At 57.5% G+C, this 20820-nt stretch carries 19 protein-coding genes; all 19 read right to left on the bottom strand.

Annotated elements, in window-relative coordinates:
• Positions 1–33: 33 nt before the first annotated feature.
• The 19 genes from GM154_RS04530 to iolC all read right to left on the bottom strand — a co-directional run bounded on the left by GM154_RS04530 (position 34) and on the right by iolC (position 20601).
• Complete coding sequence (locus tag GM154_RS04530; protein WP_019364851.1) at positions 34–813, bottom strand: type IV pili methyl-accepting chemotaxis transducer N-terminal domain-containing protein; 780 nt, start codon at positions 811–813, stop codon at positions 34–36.
• A 303-nt stretch (positions 814–1116) separates the two neighbouring features.
• Positions 1117–1356, bottom strand: coding sequence for a hypothetical protein (locus GM154_RS04525; protein WP_019364850.1), 240 nt, complete (start codon positions 1354–1356; stop codon positions 1117–1119).
• A gap of 155 nt (positions 1357–1511) precedes the next feature.
• Positions 1512–2534 (bottom strand): ABC transporter permease, encoded by a 1023-nt coding sequence (locus GM154_RS04520; protein ID WP_219651125.1) that lies wholly within the window; start codon positions 2532–2534, stop codon positions 1512–1514.
• 101 nt (positions 2535–2635) lie between these two features.
• Positions 2636–4204 carry a sugar ABC transporter ATP-binding protein gene (locus GM154_RS04515; RefSeq protein WP_219651124.1) on the bottom strand — a complete coding sequence of 523 codons (1569 nt, stop codon included), beginning with the start codon at positions 4202–4204 and terminating at the stop codon, positions 2636–2638.
• A 62-nt stretch (positions 4205–4266) separates the two neighbouring features.
• Positions 4267–5178 (bottom strand): sugar ABC transporter substrate-binding protein, encoded by a 912-nt coding sequence (locus tag GM154_RS04510; protein WP_219651123.1) that lies wholly within the window; start codon positions 5176–5178, stop codon positions 4267–4269.
• Positions 5179–5567: 389 nt separating this feature from the next.
• Positions 5568–5708: a hypothetical protein gene (locus GM154_RS04505; protein WP_244322544.1), complete on the bottom strand. Its 141-nt coding sequence runs from the start codon at positions 5706–5708 to the stop codon at positions 5568–5570.
• Positions 5709–5895: 187 nt separating this feature from the next.
• Positions 5896–6048, bottom strand: coding sequence for a hypothetical protein (locus GM154_RS04500; RefSeq protein WP_219651122.1), 153 nt, complete (start codon positions 6046–6048; stop codon positions 5896–5898).
• A 136-nt stretch (positions 6049–6184) separates the two neighbouring features.
• Entirely contained in the window at positions 6185–7120 is a 936-nt protein-coding gene (locus tag GM154_RS04495; RefSeq protein WP_074822314.1) for a sugar ABC transporter substrate-binding protein, read from the bottom strand.
• Between the two features lie 100 nt (positions 7121–7220).
• On the bottom strand, positions 7221–7346 hold the full coding sequence (locus tag GM154_RS25575; protein WP_258019713.1) for a hypothetical protein: 126 nt from the start codon (positions 7344–7346) through the stop codon (positions 7221–7223).
• Positions 7347–7571: 225 nt separating this feature from the next.
• Positions 7572–8594 (bottom strand): Gfo/Idh/MocA family protein, encoded by a 1023-nt coding sequence (locus GM154_RS04490; RefSeq protein WP_219651121.1) that lies wholly within the window; start codon positions 8592–8594, stop codon positions 7572–7574.
• A gap of 139 nt (positions 8595–8733) precedes the next feature.
• The gene (locus GM154_RS04485) at positions 8734–9591 is read right to left on the bottom strand and encodes a sugar phosphate isomerase/epimerase family protein (protein ID WP_219651120.1); all 858 of its coding nucleotides are present in this window, start codon (positions 9589–9591) and stop codon (positions 8734–8736) included.
• Positions 9592–9653: 62 nt separating this feature from the next.
• Complete coding sequence (locus GM154_RS04480; RefSeq protein ID WP_219651119.1) at positions 9654–10664, bottom strand: Gfo/Idh/MocA family protein; 1011 nt, start codon at positions 10662–10664, stop codon at positions 9654–9656.
• 95 nt (positions 10665–10759) lie between these two features.
• Positions 10760–12697, bottom strand: coding sequence for a 3D-(3,5/4)-trihydroxycyclohexane-1,2-dione acylhydrolase (decyclizing) (gene iolD, locus GM154_RS04475; protein ID WP_219651118.1), 1938 nt, complete (start codon positions 12695–12697; stop codon positions 10760–10762).
• 90 nt (positions 12698–12787) lie between these two features.
• Positions 12788–13630 carry a TIM barrel protein gene (locus GM154_RS04470; protein ID WP_219651117.1) on the bottom strand — a complete coding sequence of 281 codons (843 nt, stop codon included), beginning with the start codon at positions 13628–13630 and terminating at the stop codon, positions 12788–12790.
• A 50-nt stretch (positions 13631–13680) separates the two neighbouring features.
• Complete coding sequence (locus tag GM154_RS04465) at positions 13681–15183, bottom strand: CoA-acylating methylmalonate-semialdehyde dehydrogenase (protein WP_219651116.1); 1503 nt, start codon at positions 15181–15183, stop codon at positions 13681–13683.
• A gap of 76 nt (positions 15184–15259) precedes the next feature.
• Complete coding sequence (locus GM154_RS04460) at positions 15260–16726, bottom strand: sugar porter family MFS transporter (protein WP_219651115.1); 1467 nt, start codon at positions 16724–16726, stop codon at positions 15260–15262.
• 145 nt (positions 16727–16871) lie between these two features.
• Complete coding sequence (gene iolB / locus GM154_RS04455; RefSeq protein ID WP_219651114.1) at positions 16872–17681, bottom strand: 5-deoxy-glucuronate isomerase; 810 nt, start codon at positions 17679–17681, stop codon at positions 16872–16874.
• A gap of 11 nt (positions 17682–17692) precedes the next feature.
• Positions 17693–18604, bottom strand: a complete 912-nt coding sequence (gene iolE, locus GM154_RS04450; RefSeq protein WP_219651113.1) for a myo-inosose-2 dehydratase — start codon at positions 18602–18604, stop codon at positions 17693–17695.
• A gap of 53 nt (positions 18605–18657) precedes the next feature.
• Positions 18658–20601, bottom strand: a complete 1944-nt coding sequence (iolC, locus tag GM154_RS04445; protein ID WP_219651112.1) for a 5-dehydro-2-deoxygluconokinase — start codon at positions 20599–20601, stop codon at positions 18658–18660.
• Between the last annotated feature and the right edge of the window lie 219 nt (positions 20602–20820).

Raw genomic sequence — 20820 nt, 5'->3', positions numbered from 1 at the left:
TACGAGCAGAATGGTCCTCAGCATAGGTATCGGTCAGTTGCCGGCAGATAGCCCTGCGTACAGCCGTGTCAGCTCGTTCATCTGCTTGAACAGCGTATCGGCACTGGAGGCCATTGCTGTGGGGACATAGTTGTCGGGAGTGGTTAGATCTACCGCCGTACGGGTGAATTTCCACTGAGCTTCGGCTTTACGCAGCGAAGTGGCAATTTCAGAATTAGGCGTGCCCGCGGTATTGAGTTCTGTCATGACGGTATCGAACTCACCGACGGACTTGTCAAACGCCTCGTCCAGCCCGGGCGCCTGCACACCCCAGTTCTTGGCCATGTACAGCATGGCGATCCGCTGGCTTAGCACTCGGTTCCAGCCACTACGGTTCACCAGACGGGAAGACTCACCACCGTTGTTCTTTGCGACGAGATCCGTCAGCTTTTGGCACTGATCCAGGAGCTGATCACTGACGCCCAGCATGGCGACGGCCTGATCCTTGTCAGGATTAGCCTGAACCAGCTGCTTGTATTCCTGCCAAGTCTTCTCTATCTCGCTGAGTTTGCTGCGAATTTCAGTATTCGGTGCGAACTCGACAAGTAATTTGTGATGGTTGTCGAACAGTGTAACGGTGTCCTTGAGCTGCTTGGCTGCAACGTCTACGCGAACACCGGACCCCATCATCAGGTAATCCTTGGCCATGCGTTGGCCCAGCGTGCGCTGAAGGCCAGCCATGTTCATCGCTTCTTCAGGGGTAATGGCCGCCCAGCAAGAGGCACTAACAAGACTGACGCCCAAAACGGCTACACGCAAAAAATCCTTTAGCATTTACTTCTCCAAAAGGGCCATTCGCTGGCCAGGCAAAGCGGGGCCTTTTTTAGAAACAGCAAGGCGCCGCGAATAGTTAAGCTCCGCGGTTATCGATTTAATTAGTGCGGGATTTGGTATGAAGGCGAATCGTCATGACAGCTGATGTCATAACGCCATCGAATCATGAGGTCGCTATTGTAGCGTCTTGAAAAGTCAATAGGACGTTTTTACTAGGACATAATGTCGCCCCTGCCCAGAAGCGTGACAGCGACAGCACCTCCGCTGGAACAAGGGCACATTGGAAGCGGGCCGCTTACATGATCAACCGCTAACCCGCAAAGGACCGCCAACCGGAACGTACTCAACAGGTGTCTCACCTGGGAGGTCTTGGACAGGATCGTCCTGATAGCCGAACCCTTCCTCCTTCAGGTTGATGGAATGTGTGCTGTGTTCTCGGGCACTCGTATTGCTCAGTTTGGTAAACAGGCGATCGTCATCCTGCAAGGTGAAGCGGTCTCCTGGGCAAAGCTGTGCGAAAGTGATCGTGGCGGCGGTACTCATCAAGCAGTCTCCTTATAACCGTTGAAGTCTCTTATGAATGGAGAGTTTCCGGTCGATCAAGGTTCCGAACAGCGACCGGAACTGACTTGCAGAGCACACATTGCAGAATAAAAAAGGCTCGCCTGGAAACGGCGAGCCAAGACGTGGAAAGCCGTTTAGCGCTTGACCTTGCGCTTATTTCGGTATTGGTCGATGACAACGGCCACCACAATGATGATGCCCTTGATGATGTCCTGGATGTAAGCGTCGACCCCGAGGAAGGTAAAGCCGCTGGCCATGACGCCCAGAATCAGGGCGCCGATGACCGTTCCGGTAATACGCCCTACGCCGCCCGCCAGGCTGGTACCGCCAATCACGGCGGCGGCAATCGCATCCAGCTCGTAGGACATACCCATCCCCGCCTGACCTGTAGCGGCTCGGGCCGAGGCAACGACACCGGCGAGGCCTGCCAGAAGGCCAGCGATGCTATAGACGATGATCAGATGGCGCTTGACGTTGATGCCCGAGATGCGAGCCGCCTGCATGTTGCCGCCAATGGCATAGGTGTACTTGCCGTATTTGGTATACCGCAGGGCAATATGAAAGATGACGGCCACGACCAGAAAGATGATGACCGGCATGGCACCGCTGCCAATGGCGGTGTACGAGTCGGACAGCATGCTGATGGGCTGACCTTCGGTGTAATAACGCGCCAGACCGCGGGCCGACACCATCATGCCCAGCGTGGCGATGAAAGGAGGAATGCCGGTAGCGGCAATAATGCTTCCGTTAATGACGCCGGCCAGCAGTCCCACGCCTAATCCGGCCATGATCGGCACCCAAACCGGCATGTCGGTCAATGAGGGGAAGACCGCTCGGCCAAAATCGGACGTTTGCGCCAGGCTGGCCGCAACCATTGCGGAAAGCGCAAGCACGGAGCCCGAAGACAGATCGATTCCTGTGGTGATAATGACTTGGGTAACGCCAATGGCCAGAAGACCAATAATGGAAACCTGGAGAATCATCAGCACCAGGCGCTGGGAGTTCATGAGAAAGCTCTGATCACGCATGACCCAGCCGAACAGCTCGAACACCAGGCCAATACCCAATAGTACGAGCAGAATACCCACTTCAGTAGGAATACGCCGCCTGGTCTTCCTGGGTACCTCAGCTGTTTTGTTTTCAGTGATAGCATTCATAGTGATTTCCTCTTCTCCTGCTTTCGCCCAGGCGAACGTGCCCGCTGACTACTGCCAGGCCGCTATGCGTATCGATATGCGAAGAAAACCTCCGCCCCTATTCAGTGAATCGCTCTGATTCCGGATGCGTGATGCATGATCCGTTCTTGCGTGGCCTCGTCGCGGTCGAGCACGCCAGTCACTTCCCCTTCATGCATGACCAGGATGCGGTCGCTCATGCCGAGCACTTCAGGCAGTTCGGACGAGATCATGATGACAGCCATGCCTTCACTGGCCAGCAGAGAGATCAGCCGATAGATCTCAGCCTTGGCACCCACGTCGATCCCTCGCGTCGGCTCATCCAGAATGAGGACACGCGGGTTGGTCATCAGCCACCGTGCCAGCAACGCTTTTTGCTGATTACCGCCGGACAGGTTGGCAATGCACTGCTCCAGCGAAGGCGTCTTGACGCGCAGCTTCCTGCACATGTCTTCGCAGAGGTCGCGCAGTGTTTTTTGCTGGACAAAACCGCTACCGCTGTAATTGGGCAGGACCGCGACCTCCATGTTCTCCAGAACCGACAGGCATGGAAAAATGCCGGTGTCCTTCCGGTCCTCGGTCAGGAGCGCCAGTCCTTTCTGAATCGCCAGACAGGGGTCGCTCATGGTGATCCTTTCACCGTCCAGGTAGATTTCCCCGCTGGTGGCTGGCGTGACACCAAACAGGGTTTCGGCTACGTTGGTACGCCCCGACCCCATAAGGCCGGCGATGCCAAGGATTTCACCCGCACGCAGGTCGAACGATACGTCTTTGAAGATACCGTCCAGGGACAGGTTGCGTACCGAGAGCATGACCTTGTCGGTCGGAGCGGTACGTTCGGGAAACAGCTGAGTCAGCTCACGGCCTACCATCATGGAGATCAGGCTGTCGCCATCCATGCTTTCCGCACGCTGCAGGCCGATGTAGGAACCATCCCGGAAGACCGCGACCTCATCGGCAATCTGGAAAACTTCATCCATCTTGTGCGTGATATAGATGATGCCCTTTCCCTGCGCCTTAAGGTCAGCAATGATCGAGAACAGGTGAGCCACTTCTTTTTCGGTGATGGCTGAGGTGGGCTCGTCCATGATGAGGATATCGGAGTCGTAGGAGACCGCCTTGGCAATCTCGACCATTTGCCGGCCAGCAATGCTGAGGTTGCCGACCGGCTCTTCAGGATCGAGATCAATCCGCAGGCGCGCCAGCAGCGCTTCGGTATTACGGTGCATGGCACCATGATCGACCATGTGCAGGGCGTTGAGCGGTTCACGGCCCAACCAGATGTTCTCGGCAATAGTCATGAAAGGCATCAGGTTGAGTTCCTGATGGATCATGGCGATGCCTGACTGCAGGGCGGCCAGCGGCGTTTCGAACGTCACGGGCTTGCCACGCAGGCGAATCTCGCCACTGTCGGGCTGATGAATTCCTGCAATGATCTTCATGAGGGTGGATTTACCCGCCCCGTTTTCTCCCATCAGCGCCAACACAGTGCCTGGACGAACACGGAGCTGCACATCGGATAGAGCCACAACGCCTGGAAAGCCTTTGCTGACGCTCAGGATTTCCAGCAGGTACTCCGTACCCATGGGGTCGGCTTCGTAATTGATCTGTTTGTAGGTTGAGGGCGTTACAGCAGTAGTTGAGCCGAGCATCTTATTCTTCTCCTCGGAACGTTCGTGAGCGCCAGCTGAAGCAGGGCGCTGGCGTCTGATCGTTATTTACTCTGGAATTGCTGATAGTTCTCGGGGGTAACCAGCTGCACCGGAACCCAGATGTCGCCTTGCAGGTTTTCCTTGTTGACGAGGCGGACGGCGGCATCTACCGAGCCGGCCCCGATACCGACGGTATCGCGGTACACCGTTACACTCAGCAGTCCGCGCTTGATGGCAGCCAGGCCATCGGCCGTGCCGTCGACACCGCCTACCATGATGTCCTTGCGACCGGCTTGACGCAGCGCCATGGCTGCACCGATACCCATCTCATCGTTATTGGCCGCAACAGCATCGATCGCCTTGCCGGACAAGAGCCAATTGCTCATCAGGTCCATGCCTTTGTCACGTTCCCAGTTGGCGGATTGCTCTTCTACCACTTTGATATCGGGATATTTAGCCAGAACATCCTTCACCCCAGTCGTGCGCTTGCGCGTATCGTCATGGGCCAATCGGCCAAGGATGATGGCGAGGTTTCCCTTGCCGCCCATCTTTTCGGCAAGATACTCCATTTGCATCTGGCCAATGCGACGCTCATCCGTGCCTACAAACACGACACCTGCCGGGAAACTGTCTACTTCAGGGCGGCTGTTGAGATAAACCAGTGGGATACCCGCCTGGGTAACGCGCTCAGTGATCTTGCGGGTCGCGGCCGTATCAGCCGGGTTGACGACGATGGCATCAACTTTCTGGCTGATGAAGTTTTCGACCTGCCCTAGCTGACGCACTACATCACCACCCGCATCCTCAAGTTGCAAGGAGGCGCCACCGGGTATCTCTTTGGCACGCGCCTGCATGGCCTGTACAAGGTAGGCGATGTAGTTATCGTACTGTGCAACCGCCACACCGATTTTCATATCGGACCAAGCCAGCGGAGAGATAAGCAGGCAGAACAGCAAACCCAGACAGCGCTTCATGGTGGCTCCTTAAGCCCTGTGCACCGGCATCATGCTGGCATCGAAAAAGGCAAACCCCGTCGAGGCAGAGCACCGAGCCGGAACGGTTCTGTTCGGAGTGCGACGTGAGCAGGACGAAGGGCCATGCTGGTTGCACGATAGGACATGTGCGCTGAGCACGCTGAGGCTCGAAGCGAGTACGCGACGGTCTACGGCTGGTAGACCGCTCGGAGTCGCCCTGTAAGGAAGAGAGGGTTTCATCGACAGTACCTGTTTGTTCTTGTTGGTGTGCACGCCTCCTGTGGAGGAGGTGCGTTACAGTCGTCAATCTTGGATCAGAATCTACTAGAATAAATTTTCCATTACAACTCAATTTCCGAATTTATTTTTCATTATATAAATAACCCGCTCTACCATAAGCGTTCCAGCTGAACACCTATATGAGCGCTGTGCCGGTCAGCGCCAAAGACACCTGTGGTCGATAATGCCGAGCCGGGTGCCAGAGGATCAGCAGCCCGTTGCGCACCACGGCTCCAGACGGCATAGGTCACGTAGAAATGCACCTCAGGACGGGCCTTCGAAAGGTGGGGCCATTAGGCGATTAGATAGGCGCAACGGTCAGCTTGGTCAGCGTACGGGGGTCGTCATCAACATTGATCCGGTCATGGTCGATCTTCGTGGCGAACTCTTATTGCCGGTCAGTCCATACACGGTGCGCCTGTCAATGGAATACCACTGCTATGTGCCATCGAAACGGCGTTTGTCACGCGGATATATCATCTGGAACTGGCTGCCAAAGCACTGGGCTACCTGCCAGTCGAAAAACTCAACAACCCGGAAACTGACGCTGCCCTTGTTATAACCTGTCGGTCCTGTAGACCCTAGCGCCATACCTGGCTCCGTACTGGACTGCCAAGGTGTTGCCGCTGCCCCACCCTATGCACAGCAGCAAAAGCGAGTCCATGGTGCGTACTGGAATCAGTGAGGGAGTAGCGCCGCAGAACGCGGCGCAAAAGACGGTGTTGTGTTAGTGCTTGATGCGGCTCTGGAACGAATCCACATTCTCGGGCGTGATCAGCTCATAGGGAATCCAAACGTTTTGCTCAACCGGCTCCTTTTTTGCCAGCTTTACGGCCGCTTCCACAGCGCCATCAGCCTGCCCTTTGGCATCCTGAAAGACAGATGCCGCCAGCATGCCGCGCTTGACCGCAGCTAGACCATCCGGCGTGCCGTCAACGCCTCCGATCAATACCGAGCCCTTTGCCTTGCCGGCCTGCTGTAGCGCCATGGCCGCGCCAATTGCCATTTCATCGTTGTTGGACGAAACTGCATCGAACTCCTTACCTGACAGGAGCCAGTTGCTCATCAGGTCCATGCCCTTGTCACGCATGTAATTGGCCGTCTGCTCTTCTACTACTTTGATCTCGGGATACTTGGCCAGAACCTCCTTTACCCCCTTGGTGCGGTTATGCGTGGAGTTGTTGGCCAGATCGCCCAGCATGATGACCAGATTCCCCTTACCGCCCATTTTATCGGCCAGGTACTGCATCTGCAGGCGTCCGGCTTCCAGGTCGTTGGATGTCACTGTAACCACGCCTTTTGGCAGGTTTTCCTCATCCGGGCGGCGATTGACATACACCAGCGGAATCCCGGCTTTCGTCGCCGCCTCGGTGATATTGCGGGTAGCTGCAGTATCGACCGGGTTGACGATAATGGCGTCGACCTTCTGGCTTACAAAGCTTTGTACTTGGTTGAGCTGCTTGACCACATCGCTGCGAGCATCCTCGAACTGTAACTGAACGCCTTCATCCTTGGCTTTCCTGGCCATCGACTCGCGCAGGTACGTCAGCCAGTTGTCGTCAAACTGCGCCATGCTGACCCCGACCTTGATATCGGCTGCCATAGTGGTTGTAGCCATGAACAGCGACAGGGCTGCGGCGGCGATTCGTTTGCTCATCTGCATGATGAATGACTCCAGATATTGTGAGTGTTATGGGTGGAAGTGCATCACGATCAAGCAGAGCCCCAGGGCGGGACTCCCCTTTCTTACGAACAGGAACGCGTCATTCTTGGCGATTACCCAGGCAAGCCAGAAGGCAGCGGGAACCAGTCAGGCAAAAGACCGGGTAGGAAAAGCGAGGCGGCGCGGCCAGAAAGGCCGCTTGAGCGCAGAGAGGATTATCGTTCATCGACGGCACCTTTTTGTTTTTATCGGCCTGCCCGTACAAGCCCTGTACGGGTCGTGAAATCGTCAATCTGATTCAGACTGTATTGGAATTTAATTTCCAAAGCAACAGCATATAGAATTATCTTTTTTTATCGCAACAGTGGTAGAAAATGGCAGTTTGCAGGGCGTTGTAAAGCCGGGAAGCAATTCTCGGCTCCAGGCTTCTATAAGGATGAGAACGAGATGATCAGCCCAGCGTAATAACCTGACCCTGCTGAGCACTGCGGCGGGCGGCATCAAGGATGCGTGTGGTTTCCAGGGCGTCTTCCAACGAAACAGGCAGTTCGCCTTTTCCGCTCAGGGCAGCTGCCAGGTGCTCATAGAAGAGGTCCCAGCGGCCCCGCTCGGAGGGCACCAGCTCACGCTCTTCGCCATGCTGCATCCAGCCCCAGCGCAGGTGGTCCTCAACGCCCCAGCGGTCCCGCTCGGTCTTGGGTGAACGTCCCGCCAGGAGTGCCTGATCCTGCCCATCCAGGCACTCGATCCGATAGCAGCCTTCGGTGCCGTTAACCTTGAGCCGAGGCCCTGGATTGTGCTGAATCGTACTGCCCCAGAGACGTGAGATGACACCGTTTTGATGGGTAAGCGACAGGAAGAAGTCCTCATCGAGTTGCTGCTGCTCATCCATGAAACGGACCTCGGCATAGACCGAGCGTACCGATCCGAACAGCCAGAGCGCTTGATCGACCAGATGACTGCCCAGATCCCGCAATAAACCTCCACCACTGGCGTTACCCCGAGTGCCGGATACAAAGGTTTCCACACGCGATTCGAATGTAAGGACTTCGCCCAACTTGCCTGACGTAATCATCCGGCGAGCGGTACGGATGTCCGAGTCCCAACGGCGGTTCATGTAAACCGTTAGTGGTACGCCACCTTCGCGGGCGGCTGAGATCAGTAGTTGAGCACGCGATTCGTCCAGGGCAAACGGCTTGTCGCTGACGACGGGAACGCCTCTGGAGACAGCCTCCAGAATCATGCCTTCCCGGATTTCGGGCGGCGTGGAAATTACCACAGCATCAACACCGGCATCGATCAGCTCGGCTAGCGTGTCGTAGGCGGGTACGCCGGGATAATCCTGTTGCAATTCGGCGCGGCGCTCAGGTGAACGTATCACGACACCCACCAGGGCGATAGGTGACACTGACGTGATCAGGGGCGCATGGAAAAACCGTCCGCCCTTACCATAACCCACCAAACCAACACGCATAAAACCTCCGAGCAATAACAGGCCTACCCTGTGTCCGACCACGAAGCGCGTCAGGGTCCTTTTTAGTAGGGAAATAGCCGTCTTGCATGACGGCTGCGCAAGCCGGGAGCCTGCAAACACTCCCGGCCAGAAGGGCGTATTAGCCGAGTTCCTGCTTGACGCGCTCCAGCATGAAGCGGCTCGACTCATCGGCCCGGTCTTCAAAGCCGAAGACGGCGACGGTAGCGATACCGTCGAATTTCATTTCCCGCAACGTAGAGAAGAAGGTCTCCCAGTCCACTTCGCCTTGCCCGATATCCAAGTGCTGGTGAACGGTGGCGTTGACGCCTGGTGGGTTGACGATATAGCGCAGACCCGACGAAGCCCGATGATTCCAGGTGTCGGCAATGATCACGTGGGTCAGTTTGTCCCCAGCGTAATGCAGCATCGAGGCGATATCGCCCTTGCCGTCATCGTAGAAAAAGGTGTGTGGCGCAGCGTACAGGTAGTTCACGAAGTCTTTGTCGAGGCCACGGATCAGGTCGACCGACTCGTTGTTGCGCTCGCTGAAGTCATAGGGATGCGCCTGGATGTCGAGCTTGATGCCTTCGCGTTCGAAGATTGGCAGGAGCTCTTCCATGGACTTCATGAACTGGTTTTCGCACACCAGCGGCTGGTCCGACTGACCGCTAAATTCAGTGTTCATGAGATCGCAGTCCATTTCCACGGAGATCTCGATAGCGCGCTTCCAGTTACGCACCGCGGCCTTGCGCAGCTCCTCATCCGGTGCAGCCCAATGATAGACCGGTAGCAGCGAGGACAGCTTTACACCGGTATCGCTCAGTGCATTTCTGAATTCACGGATCCGAGCCTTGTCGACGCGTGGATACTTGTAGAACGGCAGGAAATCGTCCCGTGGGGACAGCTCGATGTATTCGTAACCCAGCTCCGCTACTTTATCTACCATCTTGGGGATGGGCAGGAAACGGTACATGTTCGGGTCCAGACAAATACGCATGATCTGTTCTCCTGTGGCGGCCCCTCCCCTGAAGAAGAGGCCTTTTATCTGTTATGGAAGGCTTACTCGTAGAAGGCAGGACGCTGTGGCAGGCGGATCGGCTCGATGGCGCCGCTGCGCTGGGCAGCCACGCAGGCATCGGCGGTCACGGCGGCAGTGTAACCATCCCAAGAGGACGGTCCGGTGATCTTGCCTGCCTTGATACCGTCGATAAAAGCTTGCAGCTCTACGTCATAGGCATCGATGAAGCGCTGCTTCCAGTCCATGAGAATTTCGGTGGACAGCTTGGCGCCGCTGCGCATCTGCACAGAAGCAGGCTCCGGCAGCTTGGCAATGCCACGCTCGCCAACAACTTCGCACTGAATGTCGTAGCCGTACTGGCAGTTAACAAAGACTTCGACGTCGATGCGGGTGCCCTTGGCAGTTTCCAGCAGCACGATCTGCGGGTCTTTCAGGTGAGCAAAGGCCTGGGACGTCTTGCGGGGATAAATGACCTGGGCTGACACATACTGGTCATCCAGCAACCAGCTCAAGACATTAATCTCATGGATCAGCGTGTCGACGATAGCCATCTCGGTGGTATAGGACTCGCCTACCGTCGGGTTGCGGTGCGCCGCGTGAATCATCAGCGGCTCACCGATCTTGTCGCTGTCGATCACGGCCTTGAGCGCGCGATAGCCTTGATCGTAAGGACGCATGAAACCGACCTGCACCAGCCGCTTGCCATGCTCCATCTCAGCCTCGACGATTTTCTTGCAGCCCTCTGCCGTGACGGCCAGCGGTTTTTCGCAGAAGACCGGCTTGCCGGCCGCGATGGCCGACAGCACGAACTCTTCATGACTTGGCCCCCAGGAGGTAACCAGAATGGCGTCCACTTCCGGTGCATTGATCAGGTCGTGGCCGCTGGCATAAACCTCGGCTTCAATGCCCTGCTGCTGGACGACCTTGGCGGCCTGCTCCTGATTGATGTCGTTGACCGCCACGACTGTACTGCCCACCAGTGCATGACTGCACCGACGAATATGATCCTGTCCGATAGCCCCTGTTCCGATTACGCCGATACGCAGTGTCATGGTCATTCTCCGTTTGGAATTCTTGTTCGAAAAACGTTGGGGTAATACCGGGCGTGATAGGCATCGCTGAACTCAGCCCATCACCGCCCTGCAAATCAATACTGTCGTGCTTTGGCAGTGTTCTCCTTGAGCATGCGTGACACTGCCTGGACCTTCTCGCTGGTGGAGACTTCGGCACCACCGACGCGCCACCAGGAGAGATATTTGTGAATCATGGTCTTGGGCAGGACCTTGATGTCGATCAGCGTGGAGACCGTCTGCCGACGCGCGTCTTCCAGCGCGGCGTGCAGTTCGTCCAGCGTTTTTACACGATAAGTCTTGCAGCCATAGGCGGCGGCGCTCATGGCGAAATCCACGGGGACAAAACCACCATCGAGCTTGCCGGTTTCTGGGTTGCGATAGCGGAACTCGGTACCAAAGCTGTCCATGCCGTGCTCCATCTGCAGGTTGTTGATGCAGCCGAACGTCATGTTGTCCAACAGGATCACGTTGATCTTCTGGCGCTCCTGAATGGACGTTGCTAGTTCGGAGTGAAGCATCATGTAGGAGCCGTCCCCAACCAGGGCATAAACCTCTCGCGCGGGCTCGGCCATCTTCACGCCCAGCGCTGCATTGATTTCATAGCCCATGCAGGAATAGCCATACTCCAGGTGATAGGTGTTGGTGCCTTTGCTGCGCCAGGCCCGCTGTAGATCGCCCGGCAGGCTGCCGGCAGCCGCAACGATGATGTCTTCGTTGGCCAGGGTTTCATTCAGCGCGCCCAGCACGCGGCTTTGGGTCAGGCTGGAGCCGGTCAGCTCGACAAACTCTTCGAGCACGGCACGTGGCAGGTGATCGTCGATCTCCGGCACAAAGTTTTCGGTACCGTACTCGACGCTGTAGACGCGATCGATTTCCTCATTGAGCCTGGCGCGGGCCTGCTGCGGTGCATCGCCCCATTGCGCCTTGTAGCCGATACGACCCAGGGCTTCGCCTAGCGCTTCCAGCCCTACCTTCGCATCCGCTACGACCTGCACGGCATCGAGTTTGTAAGCATCGAAGGCACTGGCGTTGAGGTTGATAAATTGGACGTCCGGGTTCTGGAAGATCCACTTGGACGAAGTGGTGAAATCGGTGTAGCGCGTGCCAACACCAATGACCAGATCGGCTTCCTTGGCCAGCATATTCGCTGCAAGGCAACCCGTTTCGCCGATTCCCCCCACGTTCAATTCATGGGCCGAGACGATGGCGCTCTTGCCCGCCTGGGTCTCGGCGAACGGAATTTCGAAGCGCTCGGCAAAGCGCTGTAGGGCTTCGGCTGCGCCGGAGTACTTGACCCCACCGCCACAAATCAGCAGCGGCTTGCGCTTGCCCTGGAGCAGCGCCACGGCATCGTCCAGCATGGCCTCAGTGGCTGGGCGGCGGTCGATGCGGTGCACGCGCTTCTGGAAAAAGTAATTCGGGTAATCGTAGGCTTCGCCTTGCACGTCCTGCGGCAGGGCCAGGGTTACGGCACCGGTTTCGGCCGGGTCGGTCAGCACACGCATGGCATTGATGGCAGCGGTCATCAATTGCTCGGGACGGGTGATGCGATCCCAGTATTTACTAACGGCCCGGAAGGCATCGTTGGTGCTGATGGAGAGATCATGGGACTGCTCGATCTGCTGTAGTACGGGGTCAGGCTGACGACTGGCGTAGACGTCCCCCGGCAGGAGCAGTACTGGAATCCGGTTGGCTGTTGCAGTGGCTGCCGCGGTGATCATGTTGGCAGCCCCTGGGCCGACCGATGAGGTGCAGGCATAAATCTGGCGACGCAGCTTCTGCTTGGCAAAGCCTACGGCGGCATGGACCATGCCCTGCTCGTTACGGCCCTGATGGATGATTAGATCCCCAGCGTCCTGCTCCAGCGCCTGCCCAAGCCCCAGCACGTTGCCGTGCCCAAAGATGGTAAAGATGCCTTTGACGAACTTGGTTTCAACCCCATCGACGCTCACGTACTGGTTATCGAGAAACTTCACCAGCGCCTGGGCCATGGTCAGTCGTGTTGTACTCATGTTGTCACCCTTTCAATTCCACGCCTGGGGTCGAGTACAGGGCGACATGTGCCGCCCTGCCTTGCCCTTTGTTATAGGTACTGTCTCTGCTTAGGCCGCCTGCCCTTCGGCAGCGTCTACACGTGCTTTCAGATGCTGCATGCTGGCTAGCAATGACGGCTGAATATCCGTCAGCGCATGGACGCTTTCGGCGAACGGCTCGAACGACAGGTGGCCGTTATAGCCCAGCTTGAGCAGCTCACGAACCTGTGCGGCATTGCCCAGGATGTCGGCCTCGCCCACCAGCACGCGGTGGCCATCGCGGATGGTATTCAAGGGCAACGCACCGTCTTCCACACCCGAGATGTGTACCAGGCCGGTCATTTCAGGGAAGAACTCCTGCTCGCCTGCCAGATGGTGATGGAAGGTGTCATGCACGACACGGAACACGTCACGCCCACTAACCGCATTGATAGCGTCTACGGCATCGCGCTTGCGGCGCAGCGAGCATTCCTCAAAGCCCAGCGGTTCGACAAAGCCCAGGATGCCGTGCTCACGCAGGATAGGCGCCAGCTCGGTCAGCGCCGTACGCAGATCACGAGCGCGTTCGGTTTCGCTGCGTGGATCCTTGGGGTCATTGAGCGGACACATCACCAGCCCCTCGGCGCCGCAGTCGCGGGCGTAGGCGGCCAGCTTTAACGTCTGGGCACGACGCTCGTCATTCCACACATCGAAGGGATACAGCGCATTGATCGACAGCACACGGATGCCCTTCTCCTGGCACAGCTGACGTACGCGTGAAGCGGGAGTGCCATCCTCTATTTCGATGCCTTTGAGGTCGTTGCGGATCTCAATGGCATCCGCGTTAAGCGTGATAGCAAGCGAAATGAACTCTTCCAACGGCAGGCGTGGGGCAACCATGCGGTTAAGGGCAAAACGTAAGGGCTGGCTCATCTTGTTGTTCTCCAGGATTCGATAAACGCAGTGCTGGTTTGGGGTATGGGTTATTTAGCAGTCGGCATGCTGAATTCGGCACCCTTGGCGATGCTGTCGGGCCAGCGCTGCATGACGCTCTTGTAACGGGTATAGAAGCGGATACCTTCCTCGCCATAGGCGTGGTGGTCGCCAAACAGAGAGCGCTTCCAGCCACCGAAGGAATGCCAGGCCATGGGAACAGGAATCGGTACGTTGATACCTACCATGCCCACCTGAATGGAGCGCGCAAACGCACGGGCCACGCCACCGTCGGTGGTAAAGCAGGACACGCCATTGCCAAATTCATGGGCATTGATCAGCTCGACGGCCGAGGCAAAGTCCGGCATGCGCACGATGCCCAACACCGGGCCGAAGATTTCGTCCTTGTAGATGGTCATCTCGGGCTTGACCTGATCGAACAGAGTTGCGCCAACGAAGAAGCCATTCTCGGCACCCGGCACCTTGAAGTTGCGACCGTCAACGATCAGTTGCGCGCCCTCTTCAACGCCTTTGGTGATGTAACCCTCGACCTTGGCCTTGTGCTGAGCGGTCACCAGCGGGCCCATGTCGGCGTCGCCTTCCATGCCATTGCGCACGCGCAGATTATCGATGCGGGGCAAGAGTTTCTGGATCAACTTGTCGCCCACATCACCTACGGCCACGGCGATGGAAATCGCCATGCAGCGCTCACCGGCAGAGCCATAACCAGCGCCGATCAAGGCATCGGCCGCCTGATCCAGATCGGCATCCGGCATGACGATCATGTGATTCTTGGCGCCACCCAGGGCCTGAACACGCTTACCGCGGCGGGTCCCTTCCTGGTAGATGTATTCGGCGATGGGTGTAGAACCCACGAAGGAGATGGCTTCGACATCCGGGTGTTGCAGCAAGGCGTCTACGGCTTCCTTGTCACCCTGTACCACGTTGAACACACCATCTGGCAAACCGGCCTGCTTGAGCAGATCCGCCATGAGCAGGCTGGCGGAAGGATCGCGCTCGGAAGGCTTGAGAATAAAGGTATTGCCGGTGGCCAGTGCCATCGGGATCATCCACAGCGGCACCATGACCGGGAAGTTGAACGGCGTGATCCCGGCACAAACGCCTAGCGCCTGACGCATGTTGTAGTTGTCGATGCCACCACCGATGTTGTCGGTGAACGCTGTCTTCATCAGATGGGGCGCACCGCAGGCAAACTCGACAACCTCGATGCCACGGGTGACTTCCCCCATGGCATCGGACAGGACCTTGCCATGTTCAGACGTGATGAGCTGCGCCAGCTCCTTGTGGTGCTTGTCCAACAGCTCCTTGAACTTGAACAGGATGCGCGAACGGCGCAGAGCCGATTGTTCGGACCAGGCCGGAAACGCGGCCTTGGCGGCTGCGACAGCTTCATTCACCGTTTGGGTGGTCGCCAGGGCCACACGGGCCTTCACTTGCCCCAACGCCGGATTGAACACATCGCTGTAACGCTCGGTGCCCGCTTCCTGGACCTGACCATTGATGTAATGGCCGATGACTGTTTCTTGACTCATGTCGAACTCCTTAGGGGCCGCTCGAAGCACGGCGTAGCTAACAAAACCAATGGATCCTTACCGCGATCCGCACTTATCAAATGGGCTTGGATGACAAGGCCCGACCGGTTTTCCGAGTACTGGTCGACATGGGCTGGCGGCGAATCTTGGCCAGCATCACGCCTTCCATTTTTTCCAGCGATACACCACGGGTTTCAGGGACGAAACGGATGACGAACCAGTAGCTGAACACGCCAAAGCCTGCGAACAGCCACATCGGGAAGGCACCATTGAATGTGCTCATCAGGTAGGGATGGTCATTGATCATCGGGAATGTCTGGGTCACCAGGAAGTTGGCAATCCACATGCTGCACACGGCCACACTCATGCCCAGCGAGCGCAGACGATTCGGAAAAATCTCAGAGATCAGAACCCAGGTGCCGATTCCCCAGGACAACGCATACAGCAGCATGAACAGCAGCATCCCGAACAGCGTCAGGTAGCCGTCCTGATGGGTGTACATGGCGTAAGAAGTGATCAGGAGTCCGCTGACCGAGCCGATGGTGCCGTACTTCATCAGCGGAATCCGGCCGACGCGATCGATCAGCCAGGCGCCGATCAGCGTGCCCACCAGCTGCATCACGCCAATCCAGATGGTCTGGAACAACGCGGACTCGGTACTGGCGGTGACGCCTTTGAGTACCATCGGCGCGTAATACATCATCACGTTCACGCCGCTGACCTGCTGAAGCATGGCCAGCATGCACCCGACAAACAGGATCATCCCCAAGCCGGACCTGCGCAGCTCCACTTTTTGCGGGCAGCCCTGGCGGTCCTGCTTCAATGAGTCCTTGATCTCTGCCAGGAGATGCCCGGCATGCTCGGCGTTGGAAATACGTGTCAGCGTCTTCAGGGCCTTATCGTCCTGACCGACCATCACCTGCCAGCGGGGCGACTCCGGAATGGTGAATACCATGATGCAGAAGAGAATGCAGGGCACGACTTCGGAGCCGATCATCCAGCGCCAGCCGTAGTCGATCAGCCACTCCGCTGCTACATCACGGGCAATCAGGTAATTCACGGTAAAGACGATCACCTGGCCAGCGACGATGGCAATCGACTGCATGCCAAGCGCACGGCCCCGCATGTTCTTGGGCGAGACCTCGGACATGTACATGGGCGAGACCGTAGCCGCCAGCCCCACGGCCAACCCGCCAATCATGCGGTAGATGACAAACCAGACGAAGCTGTCGACCACCGCCGCCCCTACCGCCGACACGGTAAACAGCACAGCGGCCAGAACGAGTGCCTTCTTACGACCCAGACAGCCGGCTACCCAGCCTGCGCTCAAGGCACCGACGACGCAGCCGATGACCACATTGGAAACCGCCCAGCCGGTCTCGGCCGCAGACAGGGAAAAATACGCACGCAGGGAGTCCACGGCACCGGAAATGACAGCAGTGTCATACCCGAACAGAATGCCGCCTAACGCCGCCACGGCGCAGATTCTCAGCACATAACCGATGTCATGGCGATGTGCATGGGTGGAAGTAGGGATCGTCATATCGCTCGCTCTGGTTCTTGTTCTTGGGTTTCCAGAAGTCAGCTACTACGAAGTTGCTTCTGATCGTGTATTCGGCTCGTGCACTCCTTGAAGCGCGTTGTCGTGGCTCCCGCCAACCATGGCGGGAGTTCGGTGTTGAAGCGGATCAGCCCTGAAGCAACCACTCATGGGCCGGGTCGTTATGAAATTTCCAGACACGCTTGGGCCCGGCCATCACGTTGAGGTAATAGGAGGTGTATCCCCAGGGTACGGAAACCGGGTGGTAGCCCTTGGGAACGAGTACCACATCGTTGTTTTCCACGGTCATGGCCTGATCGATGCTGCGGTCGTCGGTATAGACACGCTGGAAGGCAAAGCCCTGGGGCGGATTCAGACGGTGGTAGTAGGACTCCTCCAGAAAGCTCTGTGCCGGCAGGTCATCCGTGTCGTGCTTGTGGGGCGGATAGCTGGAGGAATGACCAGACGGCGTGATCACCTCTACGACCAGCAGCGAATGCGCCTCGGCCGTGTCCGGCAGGATGTCGCAGACGTAACGGGTGTTGGCGTCCTTGCCTCGGGTTGAACGCTTCATGGTTGCTGGCTCGATCAGCCGGGGCGGCAACGTTTCTTCTGGATTGCCCGGCGCCAGACATACAGCAATTTCCGCATCACCGTGGGCTATCACCAGGGCTTCAGTAGCGGGCGGCAGGTAAGCGGCATAGGGTGACTTGTCCTCGAACACGCTTTGGCGATCGCCAATGTGTTCCCAGGCAAACGCACCCTTCTGCGGGTGGTTCGCCTTGATGGTCGCCTTGCCGGTCAGCAATACGATGCACACTTCCCTGTCTTGCCCGTTTACAGGCAGCTCATCGCCATCCTTGAGCTTATGGGCCGAAAAGCCCACATATTCGAGTGCGTTGTCGGGTACCTGGACCAGCGTGCGGCGTTCAGCGGAGCCTTTGACGAGCAAATCCATACAACCTCCTCTTAATAAAGGGTGAGTCGAGCGTTGGCGCGGGATACCAGTGCGCGCAGCGTTTCATACCCTTTCTGGGCGTAGAGATAACTGGGCGCCACGGCCGGATCCTGTTCGGCCTCCACTACCAGCCAGCCGCGGTAATTGGCGGCATACAAAGTGTCGAGCAGTGGCGCAAAATCGATATCGCCATCGCCGGGCACCGTAAAGGTGCCGTTGACGATGCAATCCGGGAAACTCCATTGGTTGTTACGGGCCAGCTGCACGACACTCTTGCGAACGTCCTTGAAGTGCACATGGCAAACGCGGTCGATATGTTTCTTCAATACGGCCAGCGGATCGCCACCGCCCATGTAACAGTGACCAGCGTCGAACAGGAGCCCGACCTCCTCGCCAGTCACCTCCATCAGCCGATCAATGTCCTCGGGGGACTCCACATAGGCACCCATATGGTGGTGGTAGGCCAGACGCACCCCCTGGGACTGGGTGAAACGTGCCAGAGCCGTCAGCTTGTCGCCGTAAACCTTCCACTGCTCGTCTGTATAAAAGCGTGGACGCTCAACCAGAGGGACCCGCTTGCTCTGAATGGAACCGGCCACTTCGCCATATACTAGGACCTTGGCGTTATTTTCGGCCAACAGGCGGCAATGCTCGGCAATGCCCTTGATTTCATCTTCTGCGCTGCGATGCGCCATGAGGCTTGAGTACCAGCTGGACACCAGCTCCAGCCCGTACTCGCCCAGCACGTCACGCACACCTTCCGGCGTCTTGGGAAACTTGCCGTTGAGCTCAAACCCCTGGTAACCGATCTCCTTACCCTCGCGCAATGCTGTGCTCAGCGGGGTTTCGCCGCCCAGCGAAGGGAGGTCGTCATTGCTCCAGGAGATCGGATTGATCCCGATCTTGACCGGTGAATTCGTCATGGTTGCCACACCTAATCTTGTTGTTGTCTGGTAGTGCGAAAAGTCGAGACGTATCAGCCCAGGCGGCGAGCCTCACGCCAGGACTTGATCAGAAACTCGAAAGTCGATTGCACCCGGCTGATCAACGCTTCGTCATCGATCTCACCAGCCAGCCAGGCGCGGCTCGGCTCCTGAAAGATCGTCCGGCCAACGGCAAACCCGCGACAGGTCTTGCTGGCACTGGCATGACGGAACCCTTCAGCCAGCTCTTCGGCCGGTGCATTGAGTCCCAGCAGCACAACCCCATGGCAATACGGATCGCGCTCGGTGATAAGTTCATCCAACTTTTCCCACACCGCCTCAGGCTGGGACTCGATCTTCCACCAGTTGGGGTAGATTCCGATGTTGTAGAGCCGCTTGATGGCGCGGTAGAGCACATCCGGCTGATCGGAGGTGTGGTTCTTCGGCGGAATCACCTCCAGCAGCAGCTCATGCCCGCTGACCTGAGCCGCTTCGTATAACCCCTTGAGCTGAGCTTCCTGCTCAAGGCGAAGCTCAGGCTCATCGTCCGGGTGAAACTGCACCAGACACTTGATGATCTGCTCCTGAGGCCACTTGATGAGATTGCTGCCAATGGAACGGCCATGCTCGAACGCCAGGGGACGCGATCCCTGCAATTCCACCGGACGGGCAATCCACCAGCCACGCCCCGTTGCCGTATTGAGGGCATCCTGGCCGAAACGCTCATCGGCCAGCAAACCAACATCGCCCTGCACGCCGTTCTCCCTCAGATCCGCCTCCACCCGCTCGATGGCACGGATGAACAGCTGCTTCAGCTCGGGAATGGCCTTGAGGTCGCGCCCGGCCTGCTGCGCCAGCTCCACCAGCTGACCGCGGTGATCGAAGGCAAAGATGTACAGCGGTTGCCATGTCTTGCGCGGCACGCTTACCTGATGCAGGCGGTTGAGCGCAGGGTCCAGATCCGGTCGGGTAATCGGTATCGGGCTGTTGAAGAAATAATCGAGCTCCGCCAGGGTAGGCATGGCCGGTGCACAGGCATGACGGGAGACGACCAGACCACCACAGGCATTGGCCAGCTGGCAGCAGCGCTCATCATCACCGCCGGTAAGCCACCCGCGCAGGAAACCGGACATGAACGCGTCACCTGCGCCCAGCACGTTGAGCACTTCCACACGGATGCCCTGGTAAATGCTGCCGTCTTCCAGGCGCTCGGGAATCTCGCCATGAATCACGGTGCAGCCCAGCGCGCCCAGCTTGACCACCAGTGTCGCCTCGCTGACTTCACGCACCTTGCGAAGGGCAGTCAGCAGATCATCCGAGCCGCCGGCAATCATGAACTCTTCTTCAGTTCCGACGACCAGATCGAAACGCGGCAGGATACGCTGAACGTGGGCGCTTACCTGTGCATTGGCAATAAAACGGGTCTCACCATCCGCCTTACCGGTGAGACCCCAAAGTACCGGACGATAGTCAATGTCCAGTACACGCTTGACGTTATGCTTCTCGGCATAGTCCAGCGCACGGCTGCTCGCCTTGTAGACGCCCTCGGTGGAGAAATGCGTACCGGTAATGAGCAAGGCCTTGCTTGAAGCGATGAAGGATTCGTCGATGTCTTCCTCGCGCAGCGCCATGTCGGCGCAGTTTTCGCGATAGAACACCAGAGGAAAGGTTTCACGGTCCTTGATTCCCAGCAGGACCATGGCGGTGAGCCGCTCAGGATCGACCTTGATGGCCCGGGTATCACAGCCTTCCTTGTTCAGAGATTCCACCAGGAAGCGGCCCATATGGTCATCGCCGACGCGGGTCAGCATGGCGGACTTCAACCCCAACCGGGCGGTGCCAAAGGCGATGTTGGCGGACGAGCCGCCCAGGTACTTGGCAAAACTGCTCACATCTTCGAGCCGTGCCCCGATCTGCTCTGCATACAGATCGACGCCGAGGCGCCCAAGACAGATGACATCCAGCTGACGTCCATTGGCAAAGGTTGTGTCGCCCATGGTGGCTCCTATTTATTTTTATCGGCCTGCGGTCTTTCGCACCGGGGTGCTGAACGAGTTGAAATCAGCCTAAAACGTCTTCACGCATTAATCAAACATTTTTTCCATGTTTTCTATTTTGGAATTTTATTTCCACAAGCGAAGCGAAAAAGTCCTTTTGGCTTGAAGGTAGAAAAATCAGGATCTTGAGCGTTATTCAGATAATCACAGGGGTCAGCC

The organism is Pseudomonas sp. MAG002Y (genome assembly GCF_019400845.1).
GTDB classification, from domain to species: Bacteria; Pseudomonadota; Gammaproteobacteria; order Pseudomonadales; family Pseudomonadaceae; genus Chryseomonas; species Chryseomonas luteola.
This window is presented reverse-complemented; position numbering and strand designations above follow the sequence as displayed.

Bases quoted from the DNA above. Each gene is read 5' to 3' on its own strand.
- GM154_RS04530 (WP_019364851.1), bottom strand. From the start codon at position 813: ATGCTAAAGGATTTTTTGCGTGTAGCCGTTTTGGGCGTCAGTCTTGTT.
- GM154_RS04525 (WP_019364850.1), bottom strand. From the start codon at position 1,356: ATGAGTACCGCCGCCACGATCACTTTCGCACAGCTTTGCCCAGGAGAC.
- GM154_RS04520 (WP_219651125.1), bottom strand. From the start codon at position 2,534: ATGAATGCTATCACTGAAAACAAAACAGCTGAGGTACCCAGGAAGACC.
- GM154_RS04515 (WP_219651124.1), bottom strand. From the start codon at position 4,204: ATGCTCGGCTCAACTACTGCTGTAACGCCCTCAACCTACAAACAGATC.
- GM154_RS04510 (WP_219651123.1), bottom strand. From the start codon at position 5,178: ATGAAGCGCTGTCTGGGTTTGCTGTTCTGCCTGCTTATCTCTCCGCTG.
- GM154_RS04500 (WP_219651122.1), bottom strand. From the start codon at position 6,048: ATGGCGCTAGGGTCTACAGGACCGACAGGTTATAACAAGGGCAGCGTC.
- GM154_RS04495 (WP_074822314.1), bottom strand. From the start codon at position 7,120: ATGCAGATGAGCAAACGAATCGCCGCCGCAGCCCTGTCGCTGTTCATG.
- GM154_RS25575 (WP_258019713.1), bottom strand. From the start codon at position 7,346: ATGAACGATAATCCTCTCTGCGCTCAAGCGGCCTTTCTGGCCGCGCCG.
- GM154_RS04490 (WP_219651121.1), bottom strand. From the start codon at position 8,594: ATGCGTGTTGGTTTGGTGGGTTATGGTAAGGGCGGACGGTTTTTCCAT.
- GM154_RS04485 (WP_219651120.1), bottom strand. From the start codon at position 9,591: ATGCGTATTTGTCTGGACCCGAACATGTACCGTTTCCTGCCCATCCCC.
- GM154_RS04480 (WP_219651119.1), bottom strand. From the start codon at position 10,664: ATGACACTGCGTATCGGCGTAATCGGAACAGGGGCTATCGGACAGGAT.
- iolD (WP_219651118.1), bottom strand. From the start codon at position 12,697: ATGAGTACAACACGACTGACCATGGCCCAGGCGCTGGTGAAGTTTCTC.
- GM154_RS04470 (WP_219651117.1), bottom strand. From the start codon at position 13,630: ATGAGCCAGCCCTTACGTTTTGCCCTTAACCGCATGGTTGCCCCACGC.
- GM154_RS04465 (WP_219651116.1), bottom strand. From the start codon at position 15,183: ATGAGTCAAGAAACAGTCATCGGCCATTACATCAATGGTCAGGTCCAG.
- GM154_RS04460 (WP_219651115.1), bottom strand. From the start codon at position 16,726: ATGACGATCCCTACTTCCACCCATGCACATCGCCATGACATCGGTTAT.
- iolB (WP_219651114.1), bottom strand. From the start codon at position 17,681: ATGGATTTGCTCGTCAAAGGCTCCGCTGAACGCCGCACGCTGGTCCAG.
- iolE (WP_219651113.1), bottom strand. From the start codon at position 18,604: ATGACGAATTCACCGGTCAAGATCGGGATCAATCCGATCTCCTGGAGC.
- iolC (WP_219651112.1), bottom strand. From the start codon at position 20,601: ATGGGCGACACAACCTTTGCCAATGGACGTCAGCTGGATGTCATCTGT.